Origin of the sequence: Nocardioides campestrisoli, assembly GCF_013624435.2 — a bacterium.
Classification (GTDB): domain Bacteria; phylum Actinomycetota; class Actinomycetes; order Propionibacteriales; family Nocardioidaceae; genus Nocardioides; species Nocardioides campestrisoli.
On the sequence record NZ_CP061768.1, the window covers coordinates 2911598 to 2930359 of the forward strand.

Sequence of the window (18762 nt, forward strand, 5' to 3'; positions counted from 1 at the left end):
GACGTGCGGTCCTGCCACTGTGTCACGCCCGCGCAGCCGCCGTCAGCCCGTTTTCTCCGCCTCGCGCGCGGCGGCGCGCTCCTCCTCGTCGCGACGGATCACGTCGGCCAGCAGGCCGGACAGGCCGGCGACGGCCGCCTCGGTCACCTCGCCCTCGGGCACCGTGGCCGGGTCGATCCCCGGGACCTCCACGGGCTCCAGCTCGGCCCAGTCGCCGACCAGCCGGACGCCGAGGCGCTGCAACCCCTCGACCATCTCCCGGGCGTGGTCGCGCACCCACGGGGCGACCGGCAGGCCGATCGAGGGCTCGGAGCTCTTGCGTCCGGCCAGGATCGTCTTGGAGAGCAGCCCCTTGCGGAACGGGGTGCCGGCCGGGAACGGCAGGCCGGCCTCCTCGAGCAGCTCGTTGAGACGCCGCATCACCAGCGCCGAGGCCGCCCCCAGGGACTCGTTCTGGGTGGGCGCGGGCGCGAACCCCTCGGGGTCGGTGCCCAGCACCGAGGCGAACCGCTCCCAGAGCAGGTCCCGGGGTGCGCCCGGGTGCGGCACCGTGAGCACCGTGACGTTCTCCGGACCGACCGCCTGCCCCCAGGTCTGGGCCATCCGCACCAGGTTCTGCTGGCGCCAGAACGTCCGCCCCGTCTCCGGACCGGGCTGCCCGGCCTCGCGGTGCCCGGGGCGGTACGCGACGATCCCGTCGAGGTACTCCTGCCAGGTCCAGGTGCGCCCGTTCTGCAGGGTCTCCTGCCACATCGCCGCGATCGACCGGTTGAGGTCGCGCGCGGTGATCACCACCTCGATCTCCCCGGCGACGGTCTCCCGGACCCGGGCCGCGGCCGCCGGCCGGGCCGGGCCCAGGTACTCCATGGAGATGACCGAGGTGCCGTCGTGCTCGGAGACCCGCGCGGCGTGCTTCTCCCACATCCGCCCCTGCCCCTCCAGGAGGTGCTTGGCGGCGTAGACCTGGCTGAGCCACTCACGGCCCGGCACGAGCACTCCCCGGCTGCGCAGCATCGCCTTGTTGGCGAAGAGGCGCGACTGGATGAAGGTCGTGCCGGACTTCATGGCTCCGACGTGGAGGACGAGACGGCCCGGCATGTCAACGATCCTAGGTCGTCAGCGCTGCTTGTACTCCTTGAGCATGCTCCGACCGATGATCATCTTCTGGATGTCCGAGGTGCCCTCGCCGATCAGCATGAACGCCGCCTCGCGGTAGAGACGCTCGATCTCGTACTCCTTGGAGTAGCCGTAGCCGCCGTGGATCCGGAAGGAGTCCTCGACGACCTCGTTGCAGTACTCGCTGGCGAGCATCTTGGCCATGCCGGCCTCGACGTCGTTGCGCTGGCCGGAGTCCTTCTTGCGGGCGGCCTTGACCATCATCGTGTGCGCCGTCTCCACCTTGGTGGCCATCTCGGCCAGGCGGAACAGGATCGCCTGGTGCTCGGCGATCGGCTTGCCGAAGGTCTCACGCTGCTGGGCGTACGCCACACCGAGCTCGAAGGCCCGGTTGGCGATGCCGCAGGCGCGGGCCGCGACGTTGACGCGGCCGACCTCGACGCCGTCCATCATCTGGTAGAAGCCCTTGCCCGGCTCGCCGCCCAGGATCTGGTCGGCGGAGATCTTGTGGCCCTCGAAGATCATCTCCGTGGTGTCGATCCCCTTGTAGCCCATCTTGTCGATCTTGCCGGGGACGGTGACGCCCTGGGCGGTCTCGCCGAAGCCCGGCTCCTTCTCGACCAGGAAGGTGGTCATGTTCTTGTAGACCGAGTCGGCGCCCTCGTCGGTCTTGACCAGGACGGCGACCAGGGTGGAGGAGCCACCGTTGGTCAGCCACATCTTCTGGCCGGTGATCTCGTAGCCCTCGTCGGTCTTGACCGCCTTGGTGCTGATCGCCGAGACGTCGGAGCCCAGGGACGGCTCGGACATCGAGAACGCGCCCCGCACCTCGCCGGTGGCCATCCGCGGCAGGTACTTGCGCTTCTGCTCCTCGGTGCCGTGCTTCATCAGCATGTAGGCCACGATGAAGTGGGTGTTGATGACGCCGGAGACGCTCATCCAGCCGCGGGCGATCTCCTCCACGCAGAGCGCGTAGGTGAGCAGCGACTCGCCGAGGCCGTCGTACTCCTCGGGGATCATCAGGCCGAAGATGCCGAGCTCCTTGAGCCCCTCGACGATCTCGGTCGGGTACTCGTCGGCGTGCTCGAGCTCGGTGGCGACCGGGAGGATCTTCTCCTCCACGAAGGTCCGCACTGCCTTCAGGATCTCGGACTGGTCCTCGGTGAGGTCCTCGGTCTGGCAGAGACGCGGCATGCCTGGGTTCTCCTTCGTCGGGGTCCGGCGGGACACGCGGGCTCGCGTGGTCCGACGGCCGGGGGTCGCGGCAGATGCTAACCGACCGGACGCAGCCGCCCGACCAGGCCACCGAACGGCAGACACGCCCCCGACCGAGGCCGGAGGCGTGTCTGGTGTTCCGAGGGGCGACCCGGGGGGCGAGCGGATCGTGACCTCAGCGCAGGTCGCGGAACGCCTCGGCGGCCGCCTTCAGGTTGAGCGGCCCCTGGCTCTCGGAGAGCCTGGTCTCACGGCGGATCACCGACTTGCGCAGCTGGCGGTTGACGTCGAGCCGCAGCACCGGCTTGGGCCCGCTGCGGACCAGCATCATCGTGGTCGGCAGGCCCTTCGCCGCCCACTTCTTGCTGCAGGGCTTGCCGCACCGGCGCACCCACGAGCCCTGCTTCTTCGTCAGCGCCTGCTTGAGCTTGCGCTCCTGGGGAGTGAGCTTGCCCGAGCGGGTGGTGAGCTGGACCCGGACGCCCCGCTCCCCGGCCTTGAGCAGGTCGCGGTAGAGCGCGGGCAGCGCCAGCCGGGTCGACGCGAGGTGGATCTTGTCGCCCTTCTTGGCCTCCTGCACCGGCTTCTGGAGCGCACGGAGCACGGCCCGCTTCTGCAGGGCGGTGCCGGAGAGGTCGTTCTGCACGGTGGTGACCAGGGCAGCGGCGTCCACGGTCCAGGAGAACCCGGCCACCACGGCGTCATGGTCGGAGTTGAGCTCGACCGGGTAGTGCACGTCGGCCCGGAGCTGGTCGGTGCCCTTGAGGAAGATGTAGTCGATGGTCGCGTTCCTGCCGTCGTACGTCGGGAAGCGCGTGCCGAGCAGGTCGTACGTCGGCACCATCCCGGCCTGGGTGAACAGGTCGCCGGCGTAGTCGGAGCCGAGGTGGTGCATGTTGAAGTCGCCGCCGACGATCACCGGGCCGTGGTCGTCGAGACGGTCGACCAGCGCGGCGAGCCGCTGCACGCCCGGACGACGCAGGTCGGGCATGTTCTTGGTCAGCGGAGCGAGGTGCGCGGAGACCAGGGAGACCACCCGTCCCTCGGGCGACTGGAGGGTGACCCAGTTGGCGGAGCGGCGACCCAGCTCGGTCTTCTTGCCCTTGGGGATGCCCCGGTGGTCGGTGAGGATCTCGGTGCCCATCTGGAGCGGGGACCAGCGGTCGGTGCGCCAGGCGACCGGGGTCGCGCCGGTGTACTGGCCGGGGGTACGGAACATGGCGTAGCCCGGCGGCGGCGCGAGGTTCACGTCCTGGCGGAACGCCACCTCGTTGTAGGTGATCAGGTCCGGGGCCTGGGCGCGGACCGTGACCACATCGGCCTGGAAGCCGAGCACCGACTGGGGCGACTCCATGTTGGCCTGGACCACCGTCAGGTCGCTCCCGGTGACCGAGGGCGGCGGGGTCGGCTCCGGCGTCGGGACCGGCGGGGGCGGCGTCGGCGTGGGCGTCGGGGTCGGCGTCGGCGTCGGAGTCGCCGTGACGGTCGGGCTCACGGTCGGGGTCGGGGTGACCGTGGGCAGCGGGGCAGCCGCGACCGGCGCGCCGACCGCCGCCCCGGCTCCGAGGCCGGTCAGCCCCAGGCTGCCGGCCGTCACGGCCAGCACCCCGACCACCGCGGCGAGGCCGCGCGAACGGGTCCGTGGGGGCGGCGACGAAGAGGGAGGCGGTGCGGGGATCACGAGAGCTCCTTGCGGGTCGAGCCGGTAGGTCGAGGACGGCGCACGCCCCTATTCACAACCATCACACCAGCCACAACTACCTCAGGGAACCCCTTCCCGCGAATTCCGCCGGTGTAATTCAGCCGGTCGATCCGCCGGTCAGTCCCAGCGCACCGGCCAGCGGCTCTGCCAGCCACGTGGCGTAGTCGGGGGTGATGTGCTCCTTGTCGCGCATGGTGATGAAGTCACCCACCACGGCCGGGCAGCCCTGGTCGGTGCAGAACCAGTCCTTGGCGTCCACGCTACTCGCACCCGCGTCCCGGGCCGCCCGGAACGCGGTCGTGGCGAACTTCTCCGCGCGCGGACCGGCCGGGAACAGGCAGTCCCCGAGGTCCGGGCTCCCCTGGCTCAGGCAGACCCCGGTCTCGCGCGGCAGCCGCGGGGTGTTGCCCAGCACCACCACCCGGTCGGCCAACGGGACCAGCGCCTCCAGCTGCGACCGGTACGCCTCCTGGAGCAGCGGCCGGTACCGGGGCAGCGGCGCGTTCGGCCCCAGCACCTCACCACCGACGGGATCGACGAGCCGGCCCGTGGACGTCGAGACCACGACGAGGGCCGGGTCCAGCTCGTCGATCGCCTCCAGCGCCCAGGACTTGAACTCCTCGCACTCGGTCCACGGACGGCCGGTCTCCCGGTCGACCTGCACCAGCCCCGAGGCGATGCACCCGCTGTAGACGAGGGTGTAGGTGCGGAACCCCTGGGTCCGCCCGATCTCGTGGATCGCCGGGGACCAGGCCCGGGCGTGGGAGTCCCCGAGCACCACGATCGCCCGCTCCCCCTCCGGGTCGCCCTCCTGGCACAGCTCCCGGGTGCCCGTGCGGTAGTCGCAGTCTCCGAGCGGGGCGACCGCCTGGCGCAGTCCGACCAGCCCCGGGCGCAGACCCCCAGGGACCGCGCGTCCCTCCTCCGCCGCGAGCACCGAGGCCTCGACCAGTGCCACGAACGGGTCGTCGGCGCGCGTCTCGCCGCGGTAGTCGTCGGCCTGGATCGCCGGGGCGTCGCTCCACGACCCCAGGCGCTGGGCGATGGTCGCCTGGCCCGCGCCGGCCGCCACCGCCACCAGCGCCAGGCTGGCCGGGTAGATCGCCAGGGCGCGCAGTCGTGGCCGCCAGGTCCGCCCGGACCGGAACGGCGTCTCGACGTACCGGTAGGTGAGCCAGCTGAGCAGCACCACCAGGCCCAGGAGACCGACCTTGGCCGGCAGGTCCAGCGCAGCCGGTCCGAAGTGGCCCCGGAACAGGACGATCACCGGCCAGTGCCACAGGTAGAGGGAGTACGACCAGTCCCCCACGCGCACCGCGGGTCCCACCGAGAGGATCCGGCCCACGACCGTCGGGGCGGCCCCCGCTCCCCCGGCGACGAGCAACGCGGCGGTGCCGAGCACCGGCACCAGGGCGACCAGCCCCGGGAACGGAGTGCTCGGGCTCAACGACCACGCCGCCCACGCCACGGCGGCGAGTCCGCCGAGAGCCAGCGCCTCGCGCGCCACCCGGGGCAGGGCGAACCGGCCGGAACGGAGCAGCAGGGCACAGCCTGCCCCCACCGCCAGCTCCCATCCGCGAGCGAAGGTGGAGAAGTAGGCGGTGGTGGGCGAGGTCCCGGTGGCGTGCCAGGACCAGGCCAGCGAGGCCAGCGCGAGGACGCCCAGCACGCCGGCCAGCGCCCGCGTGCCGCCCGGCCTGCCCCGACGCACCCACCACCACGCCCACCCGGCGACCAGCAGCGGCCAGACCAGGTAGAACTGCTCCTCGACCGCCAGCGACCAGTAGTGCTGGAGCGGCGACGGGGGGTCCCCCTGCGCGAAGTAGTCCGTGCCGACCATCGCGAACCGCACGTTGCCGGCGAAGATCGCGGTCCACACCGAGTCCACCATCACCGTCTGCGCGCGGGTCAGCGGCAGCAGCAGCACCGACCCGACCAGCGTCGCCAGCACGACGACGGTGGCCGCGGGCAGGATCCGCCGGGCGCGACGGGCGTAGAAGTCGCGCAGCGAGACCCGTCCGAACCGCTCCACGTCACGGAGCAGCAGGGCGGTGATCAGGAAGCCGGAGACGACGAAGAAGACGTCGACCCCGACGTAGCCGCCCGGGAGCCCGAGCCCACCCAGGTGGGCGACCACCACGATCGCCACGGCCAGCGCGCGCAGCCCTTGGATGTCGGGACGGAACGACAGCCCCGGCGGGCTCTGCCGGCCCACCGGAGGGTCTCCCACCGAGGACGCGCCGGTCGCGCGCTCAGTCGACACGGGCCGTGGCGCTGATGAAGAAGTGGTCGCTCACCCGGCGCGCGACCGGGGAGGTGTCCATCCGGTAGTTGCTCCAGGTGACCCCGGTGCCCGCCACCCAGTCGACCGCCAGGTGCCCGGTCGGCGGCCGGCAGCCGCCGCCGTACGAACCGCCCTGCGGGGTGGTCATGCCGGCAGGCCCCACCACCTGGCAGTAGAACTCGGCCCGGTCGTTCATGTCCCCGGTGATCAGCACCGGGATGCCGTCGGCCTTCAACCGGTTGATCACGCCCACGGTCGTCGCCTGGGCGTTGCGGCGCTCGGTCAGCGCCCGCCCCTGGCCCGGGGACGGGTGGGTGTTGACCACGTAGAACTGCTGCCCGGTCAGCCGGTGCTTGAGCTTGACGATCGGCTGAGGCCGCGGCCGGCCCACGAAGTTGATGGTGAACTGCTCACCGGAGAGGAACTCGAACATGCCGGGGTCCCACAGGATGGAGTTGTCGGTCTCCTTGGACCCCCAGGCGAAGCCCGGGTAGGCCTCCATCCCGGTCATCGACTGGAGCGCGCGCAGCTGGTCGTCCTGGAGCTCCTGGGTGCCCAGCACGTCCACGCCGTGCCCCCGGATGTAGCCCACCGCCTGGCCGTTGCGCACCGACGCGGGCGGGAACCGGCGGCGGTCGCCACCGGGGGCGGTGTGCTGGCTGCCGAGCACGTTGAACGAGCCGATGACCATCTCGAACGGCGCGCCCTGCATCTTCTTGCGCTCCCGGCGCGCGCGGATGCGCTCCTGCCTGGCCTCGCGGGCGGCCTCGCGCTCGGCGAGCTGCGCCGGCGTCCAGACCTTGCGCCACGGCCGCGGCGCCAGGTCGAAGCGCATCACCTCGCCCGCCTCGCGGTCGCGCTTCGCCGCGGCCGCCAGCTCACGGGCCGCCTTGCCGCGCAGCGTCCCGTCGGCGCGCACCGAGCGGTACTCCCCGGCCAGCGAGCCGGGCACGGAACCGTCGAGAGCCGCCGACGCGCTCGTCGGCGCGGTCTCGGGGTCCGGGGTCTCGTCGGGAACGAGGAGGGAGGCCACCACGACGACGAGCAGGAGGCACGCCGCCACGACACCAGCCACCGCCACCCGGGAAACGTCCCGCTGGGACCCGCCCCCACCGGCCTTGTGGCTGGGATCGGGCATGGCGGAGAAGTTAACACAGGCCCGGGACGGGCGACGGCTACGCTCGGTCCATGCTCCTCACGGTCTCCACCGTCCTCGACAGCCGCGCGAACGTCGAGCACTTCGTCCGCTCCAACCTGGCGATGGGGATCGACCACATGGTGGTGTTCCTCGACGGCCCGGGGGCTCCCGGTCAGCGCGAGGTGCGCGACTGGCTGGAGACCGTGCCGCAGGTCACCGCGGTGCCGTGCGACCGGTCCTGGTGGAACGGCGAGCGCCCCCGCAGCCTCAACGTGCGGCAGCGGGCCAACGCCAACATCGTCGCCTCGATCCTCGCCGACCAGCCGTGGGCCACCTGGGTCTTCCACCTCGACGGGGACGAGGTCTTCGCCGGCGACCGGGCCGTGCTGGAGACCGTTCCCCAGGAGACCGGCGCGGTCTGGCTGACCCCGCTGGAGGCGGTCAGCCAGCTGGAGCCGCAGGGGTGGCCGACGAGGTTCAAGCGCCTGCTCGAGCCGGACGACCTGCACCTGCTCGAGGTGCTCGGGATGCTGAGCGAGCCGGCCAACCGCGACTACTTCCACGGGCACGTGAAGGGCAAGTCGGGGGTGCGCCCCTCCTCGGGCCTGCGCCTGACCCTGCACGAGGCCGTGCACCCCGACGGCCAGGTCGCCCCGCGCGCCGAGGACCCGGCGCTCGCGGTGCTGCACTACGACGCCATCTCGGGCGAGGAGTTCATCCGCAAGTGGACGGCGATGCTCGGCGCCGGCCCCGCCCAGTACCGGCAGAACCGGGCCACGGTCGCGGACGCCCTGCGCGCCCTGGTCGGCAAGGACCTCTCCCCCGAGGCCGCCCGGCGCTACCTGCTGCGCATCTACGAGACCACCACCCAGGACGACGTCGCCACGCTCGACGAGCTCGGCCTCCTGGTGCACCGCGATCCCACGCAGGGCACCCACCGGCCCGAGCCGCTCAGCGCGGAGCAGCAGGGCGTCCTCGCCGACGGGCTGGCACGGATGGCGCGCGAGCCCAAGCGCCACTTCAGCATCGCGGCGCACGCGCCTCGGCCGCCCGAGCCGGCCCCGCGCTGGTGGGAGCGCGCCGGCCGGCGCCGTGACCGCGACCGCGGCTGAGGGCTAGCCGCGACGCCCGGGCAGCCGGGACAGGCCTGAGCGGAGCCGCCGGGCGAGCGCGCGGGGCTTCGCCGCCCCGTCCCGGACCTGGGGTCCGTCCTCGTCCCGCTCGGTCCGCTCCGGGGTGCTCAGCCGCCGTACGTCGTCCAGCAGGCGGCCCACCAGGTCGACCGCCACCTGGGCCACCTCGGCGTCCGTCACCGAGCCGGGCACCCGGCGGGGCTCGACCTCCTCGGGCACCAGCAGGTGCTCCAGCCGTCCGTGCAGCGCGTAGCCACCCTCGCGCACCAGCGCGGCCGCCCGCTCCCCACGGCGGCGGCAGTCCTCGATCTGGTCGGGCTCCGGCCAGAACTTCTCCCCACCGCGCGGCACCAGACGCTCGTCGGCCAGGAAGGTGCGCAGGTAGACGCCCTTGTCGAAGGCCCGCTCGAACGGGTGGTCGGAGTCGCGCAACGACAGGTTCACCCGGCGCAGGGTCTCCGCCTCGGCCACGCCCATCGAGCTGTTCGGGAAGGACCGGGACAGGTCGTAGCCGTCCGGGTCCAGCCCCAGCAGCCCGGCGAAGCGCCCCCAGATCTCCTCCCGCGGCGCCGACGGGTCCAGCGGGAGCACGTGGATCCGCTCGGGGGGCACGGCCGCGGACCAGCGCTGGAGCACCAGCGCCAGGTCCAGGGTCCGCCAGTCCCAGATCGCGTGCGGGCTGCGCGACTCCGCACGCCCGTAGTCGGCCATCGGGCGGGTCCCGCCGTTCTTGAGGCTCTCCTGCCAGCTGGCGGTGAAGAGCCCGAGCGGCTCACGGGCCGTGACCACCACGTGCACCTCGGCGGGCGCCAGCGCCTCGACGGCGGCCCTGGCCTGGGCCCGGGAGGCGGCAGCGAAGAACTCGTGGCTGACCAGTCCGGTGCCCGGGGCCGTGGCGAGCTCCTCGCGCAACCGCTGCCACGCGCTGCGGTGGTGGGCGGGGTGCCGGTCCAGGTGCGGGTCCTCGCGCACGACCCGGGAGGCCCACAGGTGGTCGCGTCGCTCCCGGCCCGGCACGACCAGGCCGTCGGCGCGCAACCGGTCGCGGTTGCTCCAGACGATGGTCTGCAGGTACGTCGTGGCGGTCTTGGGCAGCCCGACGTGCAGGAAGACCCGCTCGGCCACTACAGGCTCTCGGTGAACCGGGCGAGCGCCTCGGAGATCCGCTGCTCGTCGCGGCTGGCCATCGGCACCAGGAGCTCCTGCACCAGGTCGGTGAGCTCGGCCAGCCGCACGTTGTGCTGGCGCATCTCCGCCACGTCGGCCTCGAGGTCGGCGACCCTGCGCTCCAGCTCGGCGATCCTGGTGCCTCGCACCGCGTCCATCACGTTCACGGCCCCCACTCTGCCACGAGCCGGTCGACCTGACCGTCGTCCCCTCCACGCACGTCCCGCTCCCAGGTGACCCGGGTGGCCCCCGCCGCACGCCAGGCGGCCTCGACCTCGGCGGCGTCGACCGTGCCGATGCGCCACTCGCGGTCCGCCCCGGAGCCGGAGACGTGGAACTCGGCGAGCACCAGGCCCCCCTCACGCAGGATCATCGAGCAGAAGCGGGCGAAGGACTGCCGGCCGAAGCCGTCGACCGCGTCGAGCAGGTTCCTGGCCATCACCACGCGGGGTCGCGGGTCCCGCGCCAGGCGCGCGCCCTCGGAGAGCACCGAGCGCAGCTCGGCGAGGTTGAGGTAGCCGGCCCGGAAGGTGCCCGGGAACGAGGTGGCCGTCTGCTCGGCCCGCTCCAGCATCTCGGGGACGTAGTCGTAGGCGAGCACGTCGAGGCCCTCGCGGGCCAGCCAGAGCCCGTCGCGGCCGGAGCCGGCGCCCACGTCGACCACCTGCGCGCCGGTGGCGGCGGCGTGCTCGGCGGTCAGGCGGGCCAGCTTGGAGGCGCGCGGGGTCAGCACCTCGTCGAAGCGGCGCAGGTAGCGGCGCTGCCACTGCTTCTCGTTGACCCGCAGACCGCGGAACCAGTCGTTGAGGGCGCGCGAGGTCCGCTCCGGGGTGGTGAACTGGAACGCCGGGTCGGGCACCTCCCAGGACGGGCCGTACATCGCCTCGAGCAGCTTCTCGGGGCGGGCCGGGACCGGCAGGGACCGGCCCTCCAGCATGGCGGTGCCGAGCGGGTAGAGCCACTCGCGCTCGAACTCGACCCCCACCTCGCCCATCAGGTAGAGGCGCCCACCGCTGAGGAAGCCGCCGAAGACGTCGAGCCCGCGCACCCCCTCGCCCTCGGGCACCTCGATCTTGAACGCCGCCCCGCTGTAGCGCTGGGTGGCGTAGCCCCGGGCCACGACCTCGCGCTGCAGGCGGAAGGACTCCCGGCACACGTCGACGGGGTCGGCGTACCGGCTCACGTAGGCCACGTCGGCATCCGAGTCGTGGCCCAGCACCCGGCCCTCACGGACCGCGCCCAGCAGGGTGCCGTAGGCCAGGAACGGCTCGGCGCCGGCCGCCGCCAGCACGCCGAGCACCTCCTCGGTCGCGTCCACGAGCGACTCGATGTCGGAGCCGTCGCGGCTGTCGAAGGTCGGGACCAGGCGTCCGGACTTGTCCATCCCCACCGCGACCCCGCGGCGGTTGACCACCCGGATCTCCTCCCGTGAGTCGCCGAAGGAGACCTCGTCGCGCCACAGCTCGGTCCCCGACGCCGAGTCGCGCACGGTGAGGGTGGTGCGGCCGTCGAGGAACTTGCGCAGCGGCTCGGGCCACGCGGCCACCCGGCGACGTCCCCGGGACCCGTCGGGCTCGGTGTCGCGCCGCACCCAGAAGGACCACACCCGCTGGTCGCCGAAGAGCACGTCGACCGCGCGGTCGTCCGCAGTGCTCAGCGTCACCCCGGTCGCGTCGACCTCGAGCACGCGCGGGAGGTCCGCCTCCCGACGGGTCCTGCCCATGGTGGCGGTCAGTCCAGGTCCATGCGGGCGTAGGGGTCGACGCCCGGGATCAGCTCCTCACCCTCGAACATCAGGGTGTCGGGGGTGTGGATCGGACGCGGGTCGACCCGGCCCCAGATGCCGTCGCCGGCCATGCTGCGCCGACTCGCGCTCTTGGGGAAGTTGTCGAACCAGTAGTCGATGTGCTCGGCGTACTGCTTGGTGAGCTTCTTGTCCCAGTAGATGCCGGTGTTCTCGTCCGAGGCAGCGCCCATGCCCGACCAGTTGGCCGAGCCGTTGAGGACGACGTGGTTGCGCTTGTCCTTCTTCACGTGGCCGACCACCGACATCGCCTTGAGGTGGAAGTACTTGTCGAACTCGCCGTCGCCGTTCTTGTCGACCACCAGGTGGCGCAGCGGGATCGGGCCGCGGCCGCCCTTGGCGCGCAGCGCCTTGCCGACGTCGACGCCCATCACGGTGTAGCCGATCCGGATGTCGCAGCCCTTCTCCCACAGCGAGCGCAGCTTGTTGGCGATCCGCAGGCCGCGCGCGTTGCGGATCACGTCAGGTGCGATGCGGATCTGGGTGCGTCCCGATGCCGTGTTCTTGGCGCCCCGGCACTTGACCATCCGAAGCACCCGGAGCACCGGGTCCTTGGCCCCCTCGCCGATGAGCGGGGAGAAGATGATGTGGCTGTTCTTCCCCTTCCACTCCCGGTAGGGGTTGGCCACCGGGACGTCGTTGGCCATCTCGTCGAAGATGCGACGGGCGAACTGGTAGGGCTTCTTCCGGTTGACCGAGGTGTAGATGTCGTTCCACTGGTTGACCGCCGCCGCAGTGGTCAGGTTGGCCGACCCCTGGACGAAGACGTGCTTGGCCCGGCCGACCTTGCTGAAGAGGAAGAACTTGCTGTGCGCCTGACCGCTGGTGCCGCGGCAGGAGGCGACGCAGGTCTTGCCCCAGCTCTGCTTGGAGGCCGGCTTCTTGAGGTTCGTCGCGGCCATCCCCGCCAGGAGCTCGCGCCAGACCTCGTTGTCGATCGCCTCGGCGTTCTCCTCGGCCATCAGGATCCTCAGCACCGCCCCGCGACGCTGCGCCTTGAGCAGGGCGGCGACGACGGGCCGGGACATCAGGTTCCAGCTCATGATCCGGATCTGGGTGCCGCTGCGCGATGCCTCGATCAGGTTGATCACCTTGCGGTTGATCCGCTGCTTGTCCGGTCCCTTGCCCAGCGCGCTGTTGAAGGTCACGCCGCTACTGGGCTTGAAGGTGCGACGCCAGTTCTTCTTGTCGCGCTTCTTCAGCTTCTTGCTGGCCAGGGCCACGGGGAAGCCGGACAGGACCTGCGCGTTCCCCACTCCCACCGCCGAGGCCGGGAGGGTCGAGGACTGCGCCACGCCCTGCGCGGGGGTGGCCGCGCCCGGGGTGGCGAAGGAGAGGCTCAGGGCCACGGCCAGGATGAGGGCCGCGGTCAGCCGCCGGTGGTGCATGAGGTTCCTCTCGGAGGTTCAGGTGTCGCGCGCGGGGTGCCCGAGGGGCTCAGCCGCGACAGCGAGCGACCGAATCACGGTACCGGTCGTCGTCGGCCAGGGTCGATTCGGTGACCTTGGCCTTGCCGCCCCGGACGCCGTAGAAGCGGTCGTCGTAGCGGACCAGGACCTGGCCCGAGGAGCAGGAGAGCGTGTCGGCCGGGACGAACCCGTCCTCGCCCTGGCAGCCGTCGTAGCCCCCGGGGATCCGCTTCCCCGCGACCCAGACCTCGTCGCAGGCGGGCGCGTCCGGGTCGGCGACGACCGACTCGCTGGGCGTGGGACTGACGGACACGCTGGGCGACCCCTCGGCGGCGTTGCCGCCGTCTCCGTCGCCCGCGTCGTCCCCGCAGGCCGCGAGGCCCAGCAGGAGCGTGGTCAGGACCACCGCTCCTGTCTGTCGCAGGAGGACAGGTCTCCTCGATCGGCCGGCTCGCATGACCAGAACCCTAACGTGTGCGCCACGACCAGCCGGTTCACGTCTACGACGGCGGGTCGCCGGTACCGTGACCGCGTGAGCACCGTCCCCACCCGCGTCTACGTGGCCCGCCTCGTCGGGCTGCCGATCTTCGACCCCCAGGGCGACCAGGTCGGCAAGGTGCGCGACGTCGTCGCGGCCGTCAGGGGCGAGGCCGGCCCGCCGCGCGTCCTGGGACTGGTCGCGGAGGTCTTCGGCCGCCGGCGCATCTTCGTGCCGATGACCCGGGTGACCCACGTGGACGCCGGCCGGGTGTACACGACCGGGCTGCTCAACATGCGCCGCTTCGAGCAGCGCCCCACCGAGACCCTGGTGATGGCCGAGATGCTCGACAAGACGGTGCGGATCGTGCCCACCGGTGTCGAGGGCGTCGTCTACGACGTGGCGATGGAGCAGGCACGCAACCGCGACTGGGTGATCAGCCGGGTGGCGGTCCGCGAGCCGTCGCGCAGCTTCCGCCGCCGCGGACAGACCTACATCGTGGACCTGCGCGACGTCGAGGGCCTGACCAGGCGCCAGGACACCCAGCCCGCCACCCAGCTGATCGCCGCGATCAGCGAGATGCGCCCCGCGGACGCCGCCCACGCCATCCACGACCTGCCCGAGGAGCGGCGCAGCGCCGTGGTCGCGGCGATGGACGACGAGCGGCTGGCCGACGTGCTGGAGGAGATGCCCGACGAGGACCAGGTGCGGATCATGGAGCGCCTGAGCTCCGAGCGCGCGGCCGACGTGCTGGAGGAGATGTCGGCCGACGACGCCGCCGACCTGCTCGCCGACCTCCCCCCGGAGACGGCGGCCAACCTGCTGGCCCTGATGGAGCCCGGCGAGGCCGACGACGTCCGGCGCCTGCTCTCCTACGCCGAGCAGACCGCCGGCGGCATGATGACCCCCGAGCCGGTGATCCTCTCCCCCAACGCCACGGTGGCCGACGCCCTGGCCCAGGTGCGCAACCCCGACCTGACGCCGGCGCTGGCCGCGCTGGTCTACGTCTGCCGGCCGCCGCTGGAGACGCCGACCGGCCGGCTGCTCGGCGCCGCGCACATCCAGCGACTGCTGCGCGAGCCCCCCTCGACGCTGGTGGCCGCCGCCCTGGACGAGTCCATGGACCCGCTGGCCCCCGGCACCCGGCTCGAGGACGTGGCCGCGCACCTGGCCACCTACAACCTGGTCGCCGCCCCGGTGGTCGACGAGGAGGGCCGCCTGCTGGGCTCGGTCACCGTCGACGACCTGCTCGACCACATGCTCCCGGAGAACTGGCGCGACCGGACGGTGCGGCGATGAGCGACCCCCGCACCCCCTCCTCGCGCCTCGACACCCCGGTGGAGACGCGGCGCAGCCTGCGCCCGCGCCGCACCTACGACTCCGACGCCTTCGGGGTCTTCGCCGAGCAGTTCGCCCGGTTCATGGGCACCGCGCGGTTCCTGATCTACATGACCGCGTTCGTGATCATCTGGATCGGCTGGAACTGGCTGGCTCCTCCCCAGATGCGCTGGGACGACTACCCCTTCATCTTCCTCACGCTGATGCTCAGCCTGCAGGCGTCGTACGCCGCTCCCCTGATCCTGCTCGCGCAGAACCGCCAGGAGACCCGGGACAAGGTGCTCGCCGAGCAGGACCGGCGGGTCAACGCGCAGTCGCAGGCGGACATGGAGTTCCTGGCCCGTGAGATCGCGTGGCTGCGGATGTCGGTGGGCGAGGTCGCCACCCGCGACTTCATGCGCTCCGAGCTCCGCCAGCTCGTGAGCGAGCTGGAGGAGCGCACCCGCCCCTCGGAGGACCCCCCGGCCGGGGCGACGGAGGAGGCCGCCGAGGACGAGCGCGGGGGCGGTGCGTCACACCCTGGTGGGCGGACGCCGGGTCGCGACCGGTGACGAACTAGTCTTGACCGACATGAGCACCCCCACCATCGAGCAGGTCACCGCCGCCCTGGCCGGAGTCCAGGATCCCGAGATCAAGCGGCCCATCACCGAGCTCGGCATGGTCGAGCGCGTGGACGTCGGAGCCGACGGCGCCGTCTCGGTGACGGTGCTCCTCACCGTGGCCGGCTGCCCGCTCAAGGACACGATCAACCGCGACGTCACCGCGGCCGTCACCGCGGTGCCGGGCGTCACCGGCGTCGACCTCACCCTGGGCGTGATGAGCCCCGAGCAGCGCGGCGAGCTCGGCGAGACCCTGCGCGGCGGCCAGGCGCAGCGGGAGATCCCGTTCGCGCAGCCGGGGTCGCTGACCAAGGTCTACGCGATCGCCAGCGGCAAGGGCGGTGTCGGCAAGTCGTCCGTCACGGTCAACCTGGCCCTCTCGCTGGCCAAGCAGGGCCTCAAGGTGGGCGTGGTCGACGCCGACATCTACGGCCACTCGGTGCCCGCCATGCTGGGCGTGGCCGACTCCCGTCCCACCCAGGTGGACGACCTGATCATGCCGGTCCCGACCGCGTCGGGCGTCTCGGTCATCTCGATCGGGATGCTCAAGCCCCGGCGCGACCAGGTCGTGGCCTGGCGCGGCCCGATGCTGGACCGGGCTCTGGTCCAGATGCTCTCCGACGTCTACTGGGGCGACCTCGACGTGCTCCTCCTCGACCTGCCGCCGGGCACCGGCGACGTGGCGATCTCGCTGGGCCAGCACCTGCCCAACGCCGAGGTCGTCGTGGTCACCACCCCGCAGGAGGCGGCGGCCGAGGTCGCCGAGCGCGCGGGGACCATGGCCTCGATGATGCACCAGCGGGTCATCGGCGTCGTGGAGAACATGTCCTACCTGCCCTGCCCGCACTGCACCGAGGAGGGCAAGGACCACCGGCTGGAGGTCTTCGGCACCGGCGGTGGCGAGCGGGTCGCTCGCACGCTCTCGGAGCGCTTCGGGTACGACGTCCCCGTCCTGGGCTCGATTCCGCTGGACCTGTCGCTGCGCGAGGGAGGCGACGTCGGCAAGCCGATCGTCGAGTCCGACCCCGCCGCGCCGGCCGCCCGGGTGCTCGCCCAGGTGGCGGAGAAGCTGAGCGGACGCGGCCGCGGACTGGCCGGTATGCAGCTGGGGCTCACGCCTACCAGTAAGTTCTGACCCATGTTCGGAGTCGGCCTGCCTGAGATGGCGGTGATCGCGTTCGTCGCGGTCCTCGTCCTCGGGCCGGAGCGACTCCCGGAGCTGGCCCGGCAGGCGGGCGTGATGCTGCGCAAGGGCCGGTCGATGGCCAACGCCGCGCGCGACGAGCTGCGTACCGAGCTGGGGCCCGAGTTCGCCGACCTCGAGCTGAGCGACCTCGACCCCCGAACGATCGTGCGCAAGCACATCGCCGAGGCCATGCAGGACGACGAGCGACCGCCGCCGCCGGCCACGCTCGCGGCCGGCGAGCGCCCGCCGTACGACGACGAGGCCACCTGAGCGCCCGGCGACCCGCTGAGCCGCCTGACCTCCTGAGCCGCTTGGCCCGCTGAGCCGCGCCTGCCCGCAGGTCGGGCGGCTCAGCCGGGCGCCCGCACCACCGCCACGTGCGCGGTGGGCACCAGCCGGGTCGCCTCCGGGCCCGTCCCGGCCGGGGCGACCAGCTCCACGAAGTCACGTCCCACGCGCCCGACCCGGCCCTCGTGACGCGTGCCGTCGAGCAGCTGGAGGACCACGCCCTCCTGCTCCTCGGCCAGACGGCGCAGCACCGAGCCCAGGCCCAGGGTGTCGACCGGGGACCAGGCGAGCTCGGGCAGGGCCCGCGGTGAGGCGCCCAGGACCCCCGTGACGGCCTCGGTGCGCACCCACGCGACTCCGAAGGCCCCGTCCAGCTGGAACCAGCCCGGCCCGACCCGCTCCAGCCGGCCCTGCAGTCGCCCGGCGGCCAGCACGTCGACCTCGAGGTCGCGGCCACGCGAGGCCATCAACCGCGCGTCGAGCGAGACGCCGCCGTACTCGGCGCGGGTCCGGTCGGCGACCTCGGCCGCGCGCTCGAGGTGCTGGAGCGCCTCGGCCTGGGCCTCCAGGTCCTCGAACATCTCGAAGAGCTCCTCGTCACCGGGCATGGCCCGATTGTGCTCGATCTCCCGCGCCGATCTCCCGCACTCCGCCCTGTGGACATCCTCTGCCAACGAAGGTCAGTCGTCGCTAAGTTAAGCAAACGGACGCAAACGAAAGGTTCGTCATGACACGGGGATCCACGACGAAGGGCCGCTGCCTCGGCGTGTGGGCTGTCCTCACCGCGCTCTGCCTGCTGCTCCTGGGCACCTGTCTGGGCACCGCGCTGGACGCCGGCGCCCGGGTCGCCGACGCGGCCGGTGGACCCGGCGCCTTCGAGGACGTGCTGGTGTTGGGCGGTGGCGCGCTCGGAGCGCTCTGCCTGGCCCGCCTGTGGCTGGTGGCGACCTGGACCGTGCTGGCGGCGGCGCGCGGCCGGGTGAGCGGCGCGAGCGGGCGCAGCCCCGTCCGCCGCCTGGTGCTTGTGCTCTGCGGCGTCGCCCTCACCGGCACCCTGGCCGCTCCCGGTCACGCCGCCCCGGACACGAACGCCGGCCGGCTGGCCGGTCTGCCCTATCCCGACCGGGCCACCACGGCGCCGGCCACCCCCGGCACCCCGCACGCGCCGGTCCACCCGGTCGCCCCCGGCGACACGTTGTGGAGCATCGCCGCCGCCACCCTCCGGCCCGACGCCCCGGACGCGGCGATCGACGCGCGCTGGCGGCAGATCCACGGGCTCAACCTCGCGCTCGTCGGGGACGACCCGCACCTGATCCACCCCGGGCAGGAGCTGCTCCTGCCCTCACCGGACGAAGGAGACCGCTCATGAGCACTCGCCCTGCCGCCCCGTCGGGGGCCACCGTCACCCGGCTGCACGCCCGGGCCCCGCTGGCCGCGGTCCAAGGGACGCTGGCGCTCGACCTGGCACCGCTGCTGGACCCGCCCGTCCCGGGCGCCAGACCGGGGTTGCCGGGGTCCGACCTGGTCGACGTCGCCCCCCGCCAGCGCGAGGCGCTCCGGGAGTGGACCAACGGCTACCTGCAGGCGGTCGTGGAGATCGTCGCGGGCGACCGTCCCGCCTCCCAGCTCCAGCACTGGACCCGCCGCGACGTCCACCAGGACCTGACCCGGCGCGCCGAGCTGGTCGCACGGGCCGGAGGCCACGTCGCCGGGCAGGGTCGCCGGCCGGGACTGGCGAGGTCGCAGGTCGTCGCGGTCCGCCTCAGCTTCCTGAGCGCCAGGACCGTGGAGGTCGCGGCACACGTGCGCCACGGCGCGCGCTCGCGCGCCGTGGCCGCCCGGTTCGAGACGTTCCGTGGCCGCTGGGTGTGCACGGCCCTGGAGTTCTGCTGAGGCTGCGCCGCC

Annotated in this window: 18 protein-coding genes; 7 read left to right on the forward strand and 11 right to left on the reverse strand. The window is 72.7% G+C overall.

Features of this window, described 5'->3' with window-relative positions; all coding sequences use genetic code 11:
- Positions 1–42 precede the first annotated feature (42 nt).
- The 5 genes from H8838_RS13650 to H8838_RS13670 form a co-directional block, all read right to left on the reverse strand.
- Positions 43–1098, reverse strand: a complete 1056-nt coding sequence (locus H8838_RS13650; protein WP_185995736.1) for a hypothetical protein — start codon at positions 1096–1098, stop codon at positions 43–45.
- A gap of 18 nt (positions 1099–1116) precedes the next feature.
- Complete coding sequence (locus tag H8838_RS13655) at positions 1117–2310, reverse strand: acyl-CoA dehydrogenase family protein (RefSeq protein WP_181312354.1); 1194 nt, start codon at positions 2308–2310, stop codon at positions 1117–1119.
- A gap of 196 nt (positions 2311–2506) precedes the next feature.
- A complete protein-coding gene (locus tag H8838_RS13660) occupies positions 2507–4012 on the reverse strand; it encodes an endonuclease/exonuclease/phosphatase family protein (protein ID WP_185995891.1) in 1506 nt (501 codons plus the stop codon).
- 118 nt (positions 4013–4130) lie between these two features.
- Positions 4131–6248 (reverse strand): acyltransferase family protein, encoded by a 2118-nt coding sequence (locus tag H8838_RS13665; protein WP_185995735.1) that lies wholly within the window; start codon positions 6246–6248, stop codon positions 4131–4133.
- A 37-nt stretch (positions 6249–6285) separates the two neighbouring features.
- Positions 6286–7455: an endonuclease/exonuclease/phosphatase family protein gene (locus H8838_RS13670; protein ID WP_181312352.1), complete on the reverse strand. Its 1170-nt coding sequence runs from the start codon at positions 7453–7455 to the stop codon at positions 6286–6288.
- Between the two features lie 50 nt (positions 7456–7505).
- Between H8838_RS13670 and H8838_RS13675 the strand changes: the two genes are divergently transcribed.
- Positions 7506–8567 (forward strand): glycosyltransferase family 2 protein, encoded by a 1062-nt coding sequence (locus H8838_RS13675; protein WP_185995734.1) that lies wholly within the window; start codon positions 7506–7508, stop codon positions 8565–8567.
- 3 nt (positions 8568–8570) lie between these two features.
- Here H8838_RS13675 and H8838_RS13680 read toward each other — a convergent pair whose 3' ends face one another.
- Genes H8838_RS13680 through H8838_RS13700 form a run of 5 tightly spaced genes read right to left on the reverse strand, consistent with a single transcriptional unit; the run spans position 8571 to position 13374 of the window.
- On the reverse strand, positions 8571–9713 hold the full coding sequence (locus H8838_RS13680) for a hypothetical protein (RefSeq protein ID WP_181312350.1): 1143 nt from the start codon (positions 9711–9713) through the stop codon (positions 8571–8573).
- Entirely contained in the window at positions 9713–9913 is a 201-nt protein-coding gene (locus H8838_RS13685) for a DUF6752 domain-containing protein (protein ID WP_219924421.1), read from the reverse strand. Before H8838_RS13685 ends, H8838_RS13680 begins: the two co-directional genes overlap by 1 nt.
- Positions 9914–9918: 5 nt before the next feature.
- Entirely contained in the window at positions 9919–11478 is a 1560-nt protein-coding gene (locus H8838_RS13690; RefSeq protein ID WP_181312348.1) for a class I SAM-dependent methyltransferase, read from the reverse strand.
- Positions 11479–11486: 8 nt separating this feature from the next.
- A complete protein-coding gene (locus tag H8838_RS13695) occupies positions 11487–12947 on the reverse strand; it encodes a phospholipase D-like domain-containing protein (RefSeq protein WP_181312347.1) in 1461 nt (486 codons plus the stop codon).
- Between the two features lie 49 nt (positions 12948–12996).
- Positions 12997–13374, reverse strand: coding sequence for a hypothetical protein (locus H8838_RS13700; protein WP_185995733.1), 378 nt, complete (start codon positions 13372–13374; stop codon positions 12997–12999).
- A gap of 126 nt (positions 13375–13500) precedes the next feature.
- Between H8838_RS13700 and H8838_RS13705 the strand changes: the two genes are divergently transcribed.
- The 4 genes from H8838_RS13705 to H8838_RS13720 are packed head-to-tail and all read left to right on the forward strand — an operon-like array spanning position 13501 to position 16839.
- The gene (locus H8838_RS13705; protein WP_181312345.1) at positions 13501–14745 is read left to right on the forward strand and encodes a magnesium transporter MgtE N-terminal domain-containing protein; all 1245 of its coding nucleotides are present in this window, start codon (positions 13501–13503) and stop codon (positions 14743–14745) included.
- The gene (locus tag H8838_RS13710; RefSeq protein ID WP_181312344.1) at positions 14742–15335 is read left to right on the forward strand and encodes a DUF1003 domain-containing protein; all 594 of its coding nucleotides are present in this window, start codon (positions 14742–14744) and stop codon (positions 15333–15335) included. Before H8838_RS13705 ends, H8838_RS13710 begins: the two co-directional genes overlap by 4 nt.
- Positions 15336–15354: 19 nt before the next feature.
- Positions 15355–16518, forward strand: a complete 1164-nt coding sequence (locus H8838_RS13715; protein WP_181312343.1) for an Mrp/NBP35 family ATP-binding protein — start codon at positions 15355–15357, stop codon at positions 16516–16518.
- Positions 16519–16521: 3 nt separating this feature from the next.
- Positions 16522–16839, forward strand: coding sequence for a sec-independent translocase (locus tag H8838_RS13720; RefSeq protein WP_181312342.1), 318 nt, complete (start codon positions 16522–16524; stop codon positions 16837–16839).
- Positions 16840–16919: 80 nt separating this feature from the next.
- Here H8838_RS13720 and H8838_RS13725 read toward each other — a convergent pair whose 3' ends face one another.
- Complete coding sequence (locus tag H8838_RS13725) at positions 16920–17465, reverse strand: hypothetical protein (RefSeq protein WP_181312341.1); 546 nt, start codon at positions 17463–17465, stop codon at positions 16920–16922.
- Positions 17466–17584: 119 nt separating this feature from the next.
- Between H8838_RS13725 and H8838_RS13730 the strand changes: the two genes are divergently transcribed.
- Positions 17585–18226, forward strand: a complete 642-nt coding sequence (locus tag H8838_RS13730) for a LysM peptidoglycan-binding domain-containing protein (protein WP_185995732.1) — start codon at positions 17585–17587, stop codon at positions 18224–18226.
- Complete coding sequence (locus tag H8838_RS13735; protein WP_185995731.1) at positions 18223–18750, forward strand: Rv3235 family protein; 528 nt, start codon at positions 18223–18225, stop codon at positions 18748–18750. The genes H8838_RS13730 and H8838_RS13735 overlap by 4 nt, the downstream gene beginning before the upstream one ends.
- Positions 18751–18762: the final 12 nt, after the last annotated feature.